Below are 12266 nucleotides of genomic sequence, written 5' to 3' on the forward strand. Positions count from 1 at the left end.
ATTCATACTAGGAAAAATTGTCAACTTAAGATTATTGATCATCAATTGCATCTTGGATAGAATCAACCCAACCGCCCACATTAAACACTCCAAACTTGTAGGTCTTCTCGCCATCACTAGTTCTAGCAGAAATACATGCCTTTTTCATCAATAATCCTTCACGCCAAGTATGAGTAATATCAGATAATGGGATATCCAGTATTGTCTCACCCATATGCTTTGAAAAATCCATTATTCTGGATCTGGTTTTATCAAATGCAATTCTTTTGTTAGTTAATGTAAGAACTCCTTGACCAAGATTATCTTCATGACAATCTTCTTGTTTAATTTTTTTCTCATCCATGTCTCTCTTTGATAATTCGTGTAACTTCAGCAACCAATTTTTCGTCTTTTTTTACTAGTTCTTGTAAAGCTTGCCGATATTCTTCATCTCCCCATTTGTTTTGGGCAAACATTTGTTTTACCAAATTTACAATGTCTGATTTATTTTTCTGATGATTATGTTTTGCATTATCTAAGTTATCCATAATTCTCACACAAATTTAATCTGATTAAATTCCTTCTTCATTAACGTCAGGTTCAGGATTTACACTCTCAAAGCTCATCTCTTTTTTCTGGCAAGATTCACATTTTTCCCACATACCAAACTCGTTTCGTACTTTTCCTTTCCCATCACAACGTAGACAGGGCATAAAGTATTAAGAATAATTTTGAACTTAAGGATTTAGGCACCAAAACCTTGAAAAATTGTTCATAGATAATAAAAGATCCTCTACAAAGATACGCATCTCTTTATATCAAATACTCTAAAAAATTTCAATGAAAAGTACACAACGTCTAAGCGTTGTTTTATCCATGATTCTAGTGCTTGGTGTATCTGCAGGACCTGCATTTGCACAAGTAGATGATGATATGGATGAGGACCATATGGATGATACTTCAATTGAAGAACATGATGATGATCGAGACGAAGATTATGATGATCTAAAAGAAGTTCATGACGACGACAGAGACGACAAGCATGTAGATCTTGATGATAGACTAGAATATTTCTGTGATATGACTGATGAGGAAAAACGTCAGTTGTTTGCAGACCATCCAAGAATTGCACAGTTTGAAGACAGACTAACAAACTATTGTGAAATGTCAGAAGATGAAAGAGATGATGCAATTGATGATCTTGTTAGAGAGCATTTTCCTGAACATGTAGATCTTGGTGATTTACTTGACAGATTCTGTGCAGCTACTGATGAGGATAAACGCAAACTATTTGCAGACCGTCCCATACTTGAACAATTCAGAGACAGACTAACAAACTATTGTGAAATGTCAGAAGATGAAAGAGATGCAGTAGAGGATCTTTTGGAAAATTACAAAGGTGAAATCAAAACTGCCATCAAAAAATATGCAGTTGATTACAAAAGAGATCATGCAGTAGACTTTAGAGAAAAACTGGAGAACTATTGTGCAATGTCTGATGAAGACAAAGCAGCATACATTGTCAAGCATGATAAAACAGAAGAACATCAAACAAAGATGAACACATACTGTGAAGCAGACGAAGATGAACGAAAAACCTTCATCAAAGACAATTTAGAGACATACAAAGCACACATGAAAGAAAAAATGCATGACAAAAAACATCATATGGATTATGATAAACTATGTACAATGTCTGAATCAGACCGTGCTGCAGAAATTACAGATGTAGCAAAACTTGATAGAATTTCTAATTGGTGTTCTATGACTCCTGAGGAAAAAGCAGACTACAAAGAAAAACATCATGATTCGATGAAAGACAGAATGCATGCTAACATGGAATGTGATTGTCATAAAGCAGATGATGGAACTATGAGTTGCCCTATGATGGATGATGATTCTACTATGCAATGTTCTATGATGGACAGACATCATGACATGAAACTTTCAGAAAAATCAAAACATCTCAAAGCAATGATTATGACAAAATATGATATCTCAGATGAAAGAATGGATGAAATCAAGAAAAAATACCGTGAAAAACATGGAGATCTTGATAAGAAACATTCTGAATTAAAAATGAAGTTCAAAGAACATATGAAAAAAATGAAGCACGACGTCTCTGATGAAAGAAAATCTATGATTCATGATAGAATTGCAGAGATGAAAGCCTTCAAAGCAGAACTTCGTGAAAGAGCAGCAGAGATGACTGATGAAGAGAAACAACAACTTAGAGAAGAATTCATTGAAAAGGCAAAAGATATGCAATTAGCATGGATTTCTCCACGAATTCAGATTGCAGCTGGTGTTGATGCATCAGAGGTAGAATGTCGTGAAGGATACAGCCTTGTCATGAAAGCATCAAATGGTGTAGCAATGTGTCTCAAAGCAGATACTGCACTGAAGATGATAGATAGAGGTATTGCAGTTCCTGCAAACTAATCTTTTTTTATTTTTATAATCTAGACTTTTTGCCAGCAGTTAGTAGCACCACATTGACCACAGCTTGACTTTGCATTCCATTTTGAAAAGTCCTTGTCAGATGGAATCTTGACCACGGTAATTCTCTGGCATCCAGAACATTGTACCTTGATTGGAACATTTCCCTCATTTCCACCAACAAACAAATCTTTGAATCCCATAATTATTACTAAACAAATACAGCAAAAAAATCTATTGCATCTTTTTTGGATAGTTCCTTGTTTTTTGTCTGGCAGTAAATGGTAGTAAATGTGCATTTTGGGCACCCTCCCCATTTTTCACCCTCAGAAAATGCCTTTTTCTGCGCAGAATCAACCGGGCAGTCACAATCACGTAACAAGGAATAACACGTCTCAAGTATTTTATCAAAATCTTCATAGATTATCTTACTGCATCCATTGAATCCATCCGAGGAATTATCATAAAGATAGATTATCCCATTCTCATAGTATACATCTATATCATTTGATTCAGATTTTGTGATAATTTTTGCAGCATTAATCATGACATGACAAATCGTATGAATTCTAGAATCAGATGCAATCTGATTTTTAGACGAATCACCAGACATTACAAACTCTGAAGGAATTACAATACTTACTGAAGAGTGTTTTGACTTCCAGTTAAAGTTCCGCCAAGAGGGAACCGTACTTCCATTAAATGTATGGAAATTTTCTGTTGAATCATTATAGTTTCCTTTAAGATATCCTGTAATGGTTCTGCTAAGCTCAATTATGCCATAACGTAATTGTAGTATTTTATTATTTTTAGTAATTTCTTTGTGTATGGCATTTCTTTCAGATGTCTGAAGAATTGATGTTCTAACAATTGGAATTGTTCTTTTCTGATATTCATAAGATCTTTTCAGATAAGCTCTAGCACCATTTTGAGACTTTCTCAAAGAGATTACCTCATAGTTTTGTTTGTTGAAATGATAAATTGCATTTTGATGTAATTGATAATATCCAACAGGAACACCACGGGTTCCAATCTTTTTAGAGTTTAGATAAATTGCAATCTCGCCTGATGCTCCACGAAGATTAATGCTGTTTGCAAAATCAAAGAACTGAGATTTGTCAGAGTTTTCAGATGATTCTGCTTCAATTTCTATTGATTCAGCATGTTTGTCTGAGATTATCGAATTTTTCTTATTAATTGGAATGACATGATCTTGTGATAGATACTCTTCAATATGGCGTGCAAAATAGTGACATGCTGCATCATCAGGATCAAGCACGCAAATTGCATATGATTTCTGACCCATTCTCCCTGCACGTCCAATTCTCTGAACAAAGGAATCATATTCATTTTTGAAGGCAGAAATCACCACATCAACGTGTCCAATATCGATTCCTAGCTCCAAAGTAGGGGTACAAGAGAGAGCATCAAGTTCCCCTGCCTTCATTTGAGCCTCGTATAGTTTTCTATTATTTTGGTCCAAACCACCTCTATGAATTTGGATTCGTATTCCATCATTTGCAGTTTCTACATTTGATGCAATGAATTCTGAATCATTATGAGAATTACTAAAGATTAGTTGTGTGGAATGATTCTTGTAGCATATTGATGTTAGCATCTCCATTGTTGTTCTCTGTCCAAACTTGCGCGGCATGACAAACAACATGTGCATGTTTCTTTTTCTTCGGGTTTTGCTTTTGATAAATGAAAAAGATTCTGCAGGCAAATCAAACATGTTTGAGAAAAAGTCTTGAGAATTATCAAGAGTAGCTGAAGATCCAACAAACTGTACATCTCCCATGTACCTCTTCATTCTTTTTAGAACATGATACACATTAGAGCCATGAAAACTGGTGTAAGAATGTGCCTCATCCATAACTATAATTTTTGCGTTCTTGAATAATTCATTCCATTTTTTGTCTTGTAAGATCAAATGATAATTGATAAAATCAAAGTTTGTTGCAATGATTAAGGATTTTTTGGCAGCATCTGCAATTATCATGTTTTTGTATTCTGAGCTCTGACCACCATGAATGGAATAGACATCTACTGAATTTTTTAATCCACAGTTATCGATTAGTTTTGATATTTTTGATACCTGATCATCAATTAGTGCATTAAGTGGATAAACAAACATTGCAAAGACTCCAGGTTCTTTTTGTTGTGAGATTTTTTCTAATATTGGAATGGTAAATGCTTCAGTCTTTCCGGAGCCAGTGGGAGCAGAGATTATAGAATTTTTTCCATCCAAGATTGAACGGATTGATTCTTCTTGGAATGAAAGCAATCCAGTAAAACCATACTTTACAATTCCTTTGAGAATTGATTCAGATAGTACTTCATTTAGGCTCGAAATAGGTATCTTTTGAGGCTCTGGAGAGACCATGTTTTCATAGTGAACTATTCCCAAGGATTCTTCTTCATGTCCCTTAACTATCTCACGAATTATCAAATCCTCATCAATTAGGGATTCTGGAATTTTTGTAATATCAAAAAGAATCTCTTGGGGGATTGGAATGGTTTGTTTTGGAGAAACCTCTTTTTTCTTTACTTGTTTTATTTCATCAGGGAAGTATTCTGATTCAATAGGTCCATCGCATCTATGTGGCTCATCAGTTCTAGAGTCAATAGGAATGAACTTGCCGCTATCTGATTTGAATTTCTCATCCCAATAGATCTTAGATCCACATCCTTTGGAACAAGGTTTTGTCTTTCCAGAATAGTTCATTCCATAAGTTGGTCTTTTTGTAACAATCAACTCAGGATTACATTTTGGACAAATTCCAGGTCCACCAACATCTTCAAAGTTTTGAGTAAGTTTAGTATCACATTTAGAGCAAAATTTCATAAATGAATTCGGATAGGGTCTTTAATGAAGATATGATAAGTTTAGAGTTTACATGAGATCAAATTTGATTCAATTATTCATTAGTAGTTTGTAGTTGTCAAAATAGATCCTGCGATCAAAAATTAATTTTCACTCTTGCTGCTAAATTACAATTGCAAAAAGTGATTCATGAAAAATACAAAAGAAGAAACTATTATAGAAAAACCAATTCAAGACAGACTAAGACAGGCAAGTCACATTACAATAGAGTCTGCACTCAGAAACAAAGTAAATCTCAACATTGCATGGTATGATGTCCATGGAGAGCAACAGAATCAAAAATTCACAATTTCAGCAGGTTCAGTCATAGAATTTTAGGAATACTCCTATTCTTTTTTTCTAGTTTACACCTTTTCTTCGAGAAAGTTTTTCGCCTGAAAACTTGCTAGTTCTCTCAAACTCTTCTGCTTTAACCTTGATTTCATCTCTTTCTTCTTGGGTCTGCTCACGAATAATTACATCTTCAGAATCAGTGTAATTTTGACACTTGTTACACAGCCACAAGGTTCCCTTGTCATTAGAATTGTATATCGGATAACGTCTTTCTTCACATTGTTTACAGTAAAGAGGCATGATTTGTCTAGAAATATTTCTCAAATTAAGCGTATTGGAGTTATTTCAATTCAGATAGAATGAGATCACGTTTTTTACGCAAATTCTCTAGGTTTTTTTCTAATCGTCGTAGAGTTTCTGAATTAAAATCAGACTTTTTTGACTCGGATTCTTTATGTTCTTCTAATTTTTTGATTCTAGAATTAGTATCATTCAATGCTTCTTGTAACGCTGCTACATTCTTTTCAAAAGACAAATCACAAAATTCTGAACAATTATCAAATTAAGGGTTTATGGAAGAAAGGTCTCTTTGATTCCATTGTTCTTTTTGATATTCTGTTCCAAATACATCAAGAGATTTTGTAATACAGTCTTCTTGATCAGTCCCTAGTGGGAATAACTTTTTGCAGTCATCAACTGCAAGTTGCAGATTTCTTTGATCACGTTCAGCAACATACACGTCATAGTTTGAGATACCCATTATTCCAACAATTATTGCAATTATAGATACAATTGATAGAGGAATTATTGGTCTCATCGTCCTGAGATATAAGTCACATAGAGTATTATGGACACTATGGTAGACACTCCAATAATTATACCAAGTTCTTTTTTAGAAAAAACTGCAGTTCTGTAACTCAATGAATAATTTACTTTATCATAGAATTTAGGGTTTAGGATTAACAACCAATTACATCAAAGTTGTGAGGGTTGGTACTTTTAATTCTCTTAATTAAAAATATCTAGAATTTGTTCTCAAAGGCTACATCATCTAAAGGTAACTGGCCTCCACGTTGTGCTGCATCTTCTGCTCTTTTACCAACTACAACCATCATCACTATAAGATGATTATCTGGTAGATTGATTACTTTGGCCAACTCATCATACTCAAAGCCAACCATTGGACATGAATCAAGTCCCATATCACGAGCTGCAAGCATTATTGTTTGAGCTGCCATACCACAAGATCGAATTGCTTCATCTCTTTGAGCTTGTGTATCAGTGGAATATTTTCTCTCAAGTGAAGCTTTAACCAATTCTTGTTTTTCTGTTGGATGGTTCTTCCAATAACGTAGTGGTTCAGTCTTCCATGCAGTCATATCACCACACAAAATAACAACCAAAGAACCATCTTTTGGTTGAGCTTGTCCACGAGCAGCTTCAGAAATTTTCTCTTTGACATCATGATTAGTGACATAAACAAATCTCCAGTTTTGTTGATTGTAACTAGTTGGAGATAATATTACATGCTCCATGAGTTTCTTGACTTCTTCAGAAGTCATCTTGTGAGTTGGATCAAACTTTTTAATTGCACGTCGTGTTGATACTGCTTCGAAAACATCCATGGAGTAAATCCAAAATTAATCTAAAATAAATTAAACGAAAAGACAATCGAGATTAAGACCAAGACCAAATGAGCCTTGATGACATCTCTTATCACTTAAGATCAGAAACGGTTGTCCTCTGATGACAGTGATTTCATCTTAAGGCCTGAAACGATTGTTTTCAGACGACAGACTTGTCTTTTCTTAAACATATTATGTGAATTTGGTATTTAACCAGTACTGATAATTTCTACTAATGGGAAATAACCCGAACAAATTCAGATAGTCTATTTATTACACCCCAATGATTCACAAAATATCTTGAAAATTGCAGTAATGGGAATGGGAGTATCAGGGTCCTATCTTATGGCTAGATTAAAAGACTCTGAACATGACGTTACTGGATATGAGTTAAACCCAAAGGAGAGACATGATTCCATTTGTGCTTGGGGTACAATCAAGCCAATTCTTACTGAATATTGTAAAAAGACTGGAAGAGATTTTAACGACTTTCTAATCCATGATGGAAAAAACATGCATGTCAAGATGAACAATGATGTTAAGTTTGATATTGGGTTACATGGATTATGTACTTATGACAAGATTGGTCTAATCAAAGATTTCATTAAAGATTCTAAAATTATCTACGGTAAACCACCATCACTTGAAGAATTAGAAAAAGAGTATGATATGATAGTTGATTGTACTGGATTTCACAGGGTTTACTTGCCAAAGCTAAAGGAAGATTTCTTTTTGCCAACATATGAATACAAAGTAGAATATGAAAATGGAGTTCCCTATGATGACTTTTACATTGAGCCATTTCCTGGAATGTCAGGATATTTCTGGTATTTCCCACTAGGTGAAAAATGGGCCCACGTTGGTGCAGGAGATTACAACAAAAATCACATCAAGGCAACTGATGACTTTTTGAAAAAACACGGAGGCAAGGTTCTCAAAACTAAAGGTAGGCCAATTAGATTAGCAACTCCTGACAGATGCAAACCATACTATTCAGGAAAAGTAGTAGGTGTCGGAGAATCTATTGGAACAGTCTATGCATTGTTAGGTGAAGGAATAATTCCATCAATGCAATGTGTTGAACTTTTCTTAGAGAACATGCATGATGTCAAAGCATATGAAAAGGCAGTTGAAGAACACTACAAAGTGTATGCCAAAGTTTTCAACTTTGTTAGAGCCAAAATTAAAAAAGATTTCAATTTCTTCAAATCACTACCAGATTTTCTTGCAATCTTTCGTTACATGAAAAAGAACGAAGATAGATTTGGAATGGACATCAAGATTGCTGACTTGATGAAAGTGGCCAAAGCCTAAATCTATCTAAAATTCATCACCACAAACTGAACAATGACAATGCCCATCAGATTGTGTATGGTTTCTGCATTTTGCACACCAATTTGTTGACATGAAACAAGATCTAGAATTTGTCATTTACAAAGAAATGTCAAAGAAATTTGAGTTATGAAAGATTCTTTGTAAAAGATAGCGAAGATTGTTCAAAACCTATGTGTTTGTAGAATTCATGAGATTCTTTGCGTGAATTTCCAGAGTCTAGTCTAATTCTATGGCATTTTTTCTCAGTAGCAAAAGCAATACAAGAAGTGATTAGTTTTTTTCCTATTCCTTGACCTTGATGTTTTCCAAGAACAATTAATTCTGGAATATACATCTCCAATGCATCACGATTCAATCTTGATAAGAGCATCATACTAATCATGCCAACAATCTTCACATCATCAAGAATTGCAACAAGAAGTTTTTTGTCAGAATCTTGTATGTAATTTTTTACAAGTTTTCTAAATGAATCAACATCAGAGTCTTGGTGGGGTTTAGGACGTCCAAGATCATATAACAATCCAAGAATTATTGGAATGTCTTTGTCTGTTGCATCTCGAATCGTTACGTTTGCCATCTTAACTAAAACTCACAGAACCAAAACCTTCTCTGTTTGTTCTATTTGATGCCATGTTGTAATCATAAATTATTTTGGAATATTCCTTGAATTCTTCTTTCATTGGTTCCAAGTCTTCTGCCAAATAAAATCCTGGACAGTCTCCTGTGAATTGATATGTTGCATGAACACGTGGTTTTCCTTTCTCATTTTCAAGCCAGCTAGAGAATGGATACAAATAACACACACCAGGTCGGTCTGGATGCATAGAACATCCTCCTTCTTCATTCAAAAATCTACAAGAAATGTGAGTACCATCATCAGCCTCAGTTTCATCTGTTTTTCTTTTGAGATTAATTGTAGTCATTGTGGTCATCTGTCCAGATGGTCCAGGTTCAGAATAAGTAACAGTCAAGGTTTCATTTTTGATAAACTCTGAAGGCTGTTGATATTTCAAACCTTTACCAATTGTAATCAAATCATCAGAAGTAAGTGGCAATCTTCCTTGTCGGTCACAGCAGTTATGACAATCAGGCCAAAAACATTTCCACAAAATGAATTTTTTTTCAGAATTCAGATAAGGTACATGAAATACAACATCTTTTACTTTGATTGGTCTATCAGAAACATCAGTAATTTTTCCCAGCATAAAGTTTCGAAGTATAGGGTCAACGTCCCAATCTTTTTGCAGTAAATCTAATGATTCCTCAATCTCTTTGTGGGACAATAAGTTATAACATCATTTGCAGATATTATTAATGTTGAGTGAAAAAGGCAAATATGCTTCAGCTACAGGAAACAGAAGATTTGTTTGGTCAGAAATAATTTGGCCTTTAATTTTAGAAATAAATGATGTTGCATTTACTTTGAAACAATTCCAAGACAAACGTGATAAAATTTGCCAACAATACAATCTCTCAATTAATGTCCCATCAAGAGGGTTGGCATCACTTCAACAAAAAGGAATCATACTCAAAGAAGGAACCATTTACTCTATTCATTACAAGTTGATTCCATACATGCGACTAAGAGCAGATTGTGATTATGCAACTGCAATTAGAGAAGTCAGACTAAAGTAATTACAACAAATGATTATATTCTAAACATTCAAAATTTCTTTCAAGTAGCCCGATAGTCTAGCGGTCAAGGATTCTGCCCTCTGGATCTCACAAAGTGGATATAGGCGGAGACGGCAGTTCGAATCTGCCTCGGGCTACTGGATTATTTTTAAAAGGTCTATCTTGATGCTTGTGCGATTCTTTCTAACTCGTTCTTCTTCTTTACAGAAGGAGCATTAGGATCGTTTTCTGCAGCCAAAATTAGTTGTTCTGCCATATGTTCTTCAATTGGTTTTGGATTTGAGAATGTAGATTCTTTGATTGCATCAGCAATGAATCTCAAAGCCAAGTCTACTCTTCTAATCGGTGCAACATCAACTGATACGTGGTAAACAGTACCACCATAAACAATTCTTGTTGTGTCCTCGTTAGGAGCTGAATTTTCAACTGCTCTAACTAGTACCTCTACTGGATTTTTACCAGTTTTGAGTTCAATAATTGTAAATGCAGTTCTAACTGTATTGAGAACTTTGGTTTTCTTTCCAGTCATTCTACCAGTATTTTTTGCGTATTTTTTACCAAAGTGCATCGTCTTGTTGATTAATCTTTCAACAATGTTGACATCTGCTTTGTTGAATCTTTTGAGTGCAGATCGACCAAAAGTGTATGGTAAGATTTGTTTTCTTAGAGAAATCGCAGTTTTAAGACCAGGATCTTTGACTTCAATATCAGATAAATCCCATTTTCTAAATAGTAACAAGTTTTTTGTTTGTGCCATTTCTCTATCTCCTTGGTTTCTCCTTCTTTCCAATTACTAGTTCATGTAATGAAGTGCCATTTACTTTGAATACTTTGAATCTAACACCAGGAATATCACCCATTGCACCACCTTGAGTTGCACCCATTCCTTGAATGTGAACTTCATCATGTTCATCAATAAAGTTCATTGCACCATCTCTTGGCAAGAATGCTGTAACAGTTTTACCATTTTTAATTAATTGAACACGAACACATTTTCTAATTGCAGAGTTTGGTTGTTTTGCTGCAACTCCAACTTTTTCTAAAACAATACCTCTTGCCTGAGGAGCACCACCAAGAGGGTCTGCTTTTTTATCAATACCCAATTCTCTTCTTTTGTAAGTAGAGATTGCCCATCTCTGTTTCTTCTTTTTAGTAGTTAGAACTCTGCCTGCAAATAATCCAAGTGGTGATTTTCTCATAATCTACATCTCCAAAGTTTGTCTTTCAGGACTGTTAATCAAGACACTAGTAATATCAAAATATCGTTTTGCAAGCATTCTTGCCTTCTCAGCGTTTCTGCCCTCTCTGCCTACAACAATTCCTTTCTTTCTTGGGTCTACCATAACGATTGCCTGTTTTGTCCCATCTGCCCGTGTATTTATTTTTACTTCAGATACTAGTTTAGAATTAAGCAAATTGGACAAAAATTTTGCTGGATCCTCGTCAAATTCTACGAGTTCAACATTTCTCTTTACAATGTTTTGTAATGATTTGATATGCATTCCACCCTTACCAATTGCAAGGCCCATCTTTCCGGTGTTAACTACAAAAATCACTCTATCTTGTTTTTCATCTTCGACACAATCACGTGCTGTTGCACCTGTAACATTTTGGAACAAAGACATCATACGCATTTGATCCGTTGTTAGTTTGATTGATTGTGTCATAATTCTTAATGTCTCCAAACAAAAAATGTCTCATTTAAACTTTCAATAATATCTCTAATCATTTTTTTCCTCAGCTTCTGTATCTTTTAAAATTGATTTGATGTTTGCGTCATCAATTGATGTGAATGAAATTGTTGAAATTCTAAATTGTAAGCCACACAATCTACCCAATGCGACTGAAGTTCCTTGGAAGTTCACTAAAGGTATTTTTTCTTTTTTTGCATCTGATTCAATTTGCCCAATCATTTCTTTCTCTACAGATTGAGACAATACAATTAGCTTGGAATTTTTTACAGAGTTCAAAACTTGTTTAGCACCCATTGTTAGTTTTCCTTCTTTACGGGCATCCTTCAAAGATTTTTCAAGTATCTTACTCATGTTTTTCCTTATGAGCATCGTCGCAACAGGGCTTTATAGGTTTATGGA

At 34.6% G+C, this 12266-nt stretch carries 19 protein-coding genes and 1 tRNA gene; 5 read left to right on the forward strand and 15 right to left on the reverse strand.

Features of this window, described 5'->3' with window-relative positions; translation table 11 throughout:
- Positions 1 to 31: 31 nt before the first annotated feature.
- From ACQY22_RS01125 to ACQY22_RS01135, 3 genes are read right to left on the reverse strand one after another with little or no spacing between them, the layout of a single operon-like run.
- Positions 32 to 343 carry a hypothetical protein gene (locus ACQY22_RS01125; protein WP_428324732.1) on the reverse strand — a complete coding sequence of 104 codons (312 nt, stop codon included), beginning with the start codon at positions 341 to 343 and terminating at the stop codon, positions 32 to 34.
- A complete protein-coding gene (locus ACQY22_RS01130) occupies positions 336 to 527 on the reverse strand; it encodes a hypothetical protein (protein ID WP_428324733.1) in 192 nt (63 codons plus the stop codon). Before ACQY22_RS01130 ends, ACQY22_RS01125 begins: the two co-directional genes overlap by 8 nt.
- A 24-nt stretch (positions 528 to 551) precedes the next feature.
- The gene (locus ACQY22_RS01135; protein WP_428324734.1) at positions 552 to 692 is read right to left on the reverse strand and encodes a hypothetical protein; all 141 of its coding nucleotides are present in this window, start codon (positions 690 to 692) and stop codon (positions 552 to 554) included.
- A 127-nt stretch (positions 693 to 819) separates the two neighbouring features.
- On the opposite strand from ACQY22_RS01135, the gene ACQY22_RS01140 reads away from it, so the two are divergent.
- Positions 820 to 2421: an ABC transporter substrate-binding protein gene (locus ACQY22_RS01140; protein ID WP_428324735.1), complete on the forward strand. Its 1602-nt coding sequence runs from the start codon at positions 820 to 822 to the stop codon at positions 2419 to 2421.
- Between the two features lie 20 nt (positions 2422 to 2441).
- On the opposite strand, the gene ACQY22_RS01145 is transcribed toward ACQY22_RS01140, so the two are convergent.
- Together ACQY22_RS01145 and ACQY22_RS01150 are read right to left on the reverse strand one after the other, a co-directional pair.
- A complete protein-coding gene (locus tag ACQY22_RS01145; protein WP_428324736.1) occupies positions 2442 to 2621 on the reverse strand; it encodes a hypothetical protein in 180 nt (59 codons plus the stop codon).
- Positions 2622 to 2629: 8 nt separating this feature from the next.
- On the reverse strand, positions 2630 to 5266 hold the full coding sequence (locus ACQY22_RS01150; RefSeq protein WP_428324737.1) for a DEAD/DEAH box helicase: 2637 nt from the start codon (positions 5264 to 5266) through the stop codon (positions 2630 to 2632).
- Between the two features lie 168 nt (positions 5267 to 5434).
- Between ACQY22_RS01150 and ACQY22_RS01155 the strand changes: the two genes are divergently transcribed.
- Positions 5435 to 5623 carry a hypothetical protein gene (locus tag ACQY22_RS01155; RefSeq protein ID WP_428324738.1) on the forward strand — a complete coding sequence of 63 codons (189 nt, stop codon included), beginning with the start codon at positions 5435 to 5437 and terminating at the stop codon, positions 5621 to 5623.
- A 21-nt stretch (positions 5624 to 5644) separates the two neighbouring features.
- On the opposite strand, the gene ACQY22_RS01160 is transcribed toward ACQY22_RS01155, so the two are convergent.
- The 4 genes from ACQY22_RS01160 to ACQY22_RS01175 form a co-directional block, all read right to left on the reverse strand.
- A complete protein-coding gene (locus ACQY22_RS01160) occupies positions 5645 to 5878 on the reverse strand; it encodes a hypothetical protein (RefSeq protein ID WP_428324739.1) in 234 nt (77 codons plus the stop codon).
- A 40-nt stretch (positions 5879 to 5918) separates the two neighbouring features.
- Positions 5919 to 6113, reverse strand: coding sequence for a hypothetical protein (locus tag ACQY22_RS01165; protein WP_428324740.1), 195 nt, complete (start codon positions 6111 to 6113; stop codon positions 5919 to 5921).
- Between the two features lie 27 nt (positions 6114 to 6140).
- Positions 6141 to 6395 carry a hypothetical protein gene (locus ACQY22_RS01170; RefSeq protein ID WP_428324741.1) on the reverse strand — a complete coding sequence of 85 codons (255 nt, stop codon included), beginning with the start codon at positions 6393 to 6395 and terminating at the stop codon, positions 6141 to 6143.
- Between the two features lie 205 nt (positions 6396 to 6600).
- Positions 6601 to 7203, reverse strand: coding sequence for a nitroreductase family protein (locus ACQY22_RS01175; protein ID WP_428324742.1), 603 nt, complete (start codon positions 7201 to 7203; stop codon positions 6601 to 6603).
- Positions 7204 to 7503: 300 nt separating this feature from the next.
- Here ACQY22_RS01175 and ACQY22_RS01180 point away from each other — a divergent pair, with 300 nt between their 5' ends.
- The gene (locus tag ACQY22_RS01180) at positions 7504 to 8517 is read left to right on the forward strand and encodes an NAD(P)/FAD-dependent oxidoreductase (protein WP_428324743.1); all 1014 of its coding nucleotides are present in this window, start codon (positions 7504 to 7506) and stop codon (positions 8515 to 8517) included.
- A 145-nt stretch (positions 8518 to 8662) separates the two neighbouring features.
- On the opposite strand, the gene ACQY22_RS01185 is transcribed toward ACQY22_RS01180, so the two are convergent.
- Together ACQY22_RS01185 and ACQY22_RS01190 are read right to left on the reverse strand one after the other, a co-directional pair.
- Positions 8663 to 9115 (reverse strand): GNAT family N-acetyltransferase, encoded by a 453-nt coding sequence (locus ACQY22_RS01185; RefSeq protein ID WP_428324744.1) that lies wholly within the window; start codon positions 9113 to 9115, stop codon positions 8663 to 8665.
- 1 nt (position 9116) lies between these two features.
- Positions 9117 to 9821 carry a YkgJ family cysteine cluster protein gene (locus ACQY22_RS01190; RefSeq protein ID WP_428324745.1) on the reverse strand — a complete coding sequence of 235 codons (705 nt, stop codon included), beginning with the start codon at positions 9819 to 9821 and terminating at the stop codon, positions 9117 to 9119.
- 31 nt (positions 9822 to 9852) lie between these two features.
- Here ACQY22_RS01190 and ACQY22_RS01195 point away from each other — a divergent pair, with 31 nt between their 5' ends.
- The gene (locus ACQY22_RS01195) at positions 9853 to 10173 is read left to right on the forward strand and encodes a hypothetical protein (RefSeq protein ID WP_428324746.1); all 321 of its coding nucleotides are present in this window, start codon (positions 9853 to 9855) and stop codon (positions 10171 to 10173) included.
- 46 nt (positions 10174 to 10219) lie between these two features.
- Positions 10220 to 10310, forward strand: a tRNA-Gln gene (locus tag ACQY22_RS01200).
- A gap of 20 nt (positions 10311 to 10330) precedes the next feature.
- Here ACQY22_RS01200 and ACQY22_RS01205 read toward each other — a convergent pair.
- Genes ACQY22_RS01205 through ACQY22_RS01220 form a run of 4 tightly spaced genes read right to left on the reverse strand, consistent with a single transcriptional unit; the run spans position 10331 to position 12218 of the window.
- Complete coding sequence (locus tag ACQY22_RS01205; protein ID WP_012214738.1) at positions 10331 to 10930, reverse strand: 30S ribosomal protein S7; 600 nt, start codon at positions 10928 to 10930, stop codon at positions 10331 to 10333.
- A 4-nt stretch (positions 10931 to 10934) separates the two neighbouring features.
- Positions 10935 to 11372 (reverse strand): 30S ribosomal protein S12, encoded by a 438-nt coding sequence (locus tag ACQY22_RS01210; protein WP_428324747.1) that lies wholly within the window; start codon positions 11370 to 11372, stop codon positions 10935 to 10937.
- Positions 11373 to 11375: 3 nt separating this feature from the next.
- Positions 11376 to 11840 (reverse strand): NusA-like transcription termination signal-binding factor, encoded by a 465-nt coding sequence (locus ACQY22_RS01215; RefSeq protein WP_012214736.1) that lies wholly within the window; start codon positions 11838 to 11840, stop codon positions 11376 to 11378.
- Positions 11841 to 11894: 54 nt separating this feature from the next.
- A complete protein-coding gene (locus ACQY22_RS01220) occupies positions 11895 to 12218 on the reverse strand; it encodes a ribosomal L7Ae/L30e/S12e/Gadd45 family protein (RefSeq protein WP_428324748.1) in 324 nt (107 codons plus the stop codon).
- Positions 12219 to 12266: the final 48 nt, after the last annotated feature.

This window comes from Candidatus Nitrosopumilus sp. (genome assembly GCF_965263415.1).
Classification (GTDB): domain Archaea; phylum Thermoproteota; class Nitrososphaeria; order Nitrososphaerales; family Nitrosopumilaceae; genus Nitrosopumilus.

Bases quoted from the DNA above. Each gene is read 5' to 3' on its own strand.
- ACQY22_RS01125 (WP_428324732.1), bottom strand. From the start codon at position 343: ATGGATGAGAAAAAAATTAAACAAGAAGATTGTCATGAAGATAATCTT.
- ACQY22_RS01130 (WP_428324733.1), bottom strand. From the start codon at position 527: ATGGATAACTTAGATAATGCAAAACATAATCATCAGAAAAATAAATCA.
- ACQY22_RS01135 (WP_428324734.1), bottom strand. From the start codon at position 692: ATGCCCTGTCTACGTTGTGATGGGAAAGGAAAAGTACGAAACGAGTTT.
- ACQY22_RS01140 (WP_428324735.1), top strand. From the start codon at position 820: ATGAAAAGTACACAACGTCTAAGCGTTGTTTTATCCATGATTCTAGTG.
- ACQY22_RS01145 (WP_428324736.1), bottom strand. From the start codon at position 2,621: ATGGGATTCAAAGATTTGTTTGTTGGTGGAAATGAGGGAAATGTTCCA.
- ACQY22_RS01150 (WP_428324737.1), bottom strand. From the start codon at position 5,266: ATGAAATTTTGCTCTAAATGTGATACTAAACTTACTCAAAACTTTGAA.
- ACQY22_RS01155 (WP_428324738.1), top strand. From the start codon at position 5,435: ATGAAAAATACAAAAGAAGAAACTATTATAGAAAAACCAATTCAAGAC.
- ACQY22_RS01160 (WP_428324739.1), bottom strand. From the start codon at position 5,878: ATGCCTCTTTACTGTAAACAATGTGAAGAAAGACGTTATCCGATATAC.
- ACQY22_RS01170 (WP_428324741.1), bottom strand. From the start codon at position 6,395: ATGAGACCAATAATTCCTCTATCAATTGTATCTATAATTGCAATAATT.
- ACQY22_RS01175 (WP_428324742.1), bottom strand. From the start codon at position 7,203: ATGGATGTTTTCGAAGCAGTATCAACACGACGTGCAATTAAAAAGTTT.
- ACQY22_RS01185 (WP_428324744.1), bottom strand. From the start codon at position 9,115: ATGGCAAACGTAACGATTCGAGATGCAACAGACAAAGACATTCCAATA.
- ACQY22_RS01195 (WP_428324746.1), top strand. From the start codon at position 9,853: ATGTTGAGTGAAAAAGGCAAATATGCTTCAGCTACAGGAAACAGAAGA.
- ACQY22_RS01205 (WP_012214738.1), bottom strand. From the start codon at position 10,930: ATGGCACAAACAAAAAACTTGTTACTATTTAGAAAATGGGATTTATCT.
- ACQY22_RS01210 (WP_428324747.1), bottom strand. From the start codon at position 11,372: ATGAGAAAATCACCACTTGGATTATTTGCAGGCAGAGTTCTAACTACT.
- ACQY22_RS01215 (WP_012214736.1), bottom strand. From the start codon at position 11,840: ATGACACAATCAATCAAACTAACAACGGATCAAATGCGTATGATGTCT.
- ACQY22_RS01220 (WP_428324748.1), bottom strand. From the start codon at position 12,218: ATGAGTAAGATACTTGAAAAATCTTTGAAGGATGCCCGTAAAGAAGGA.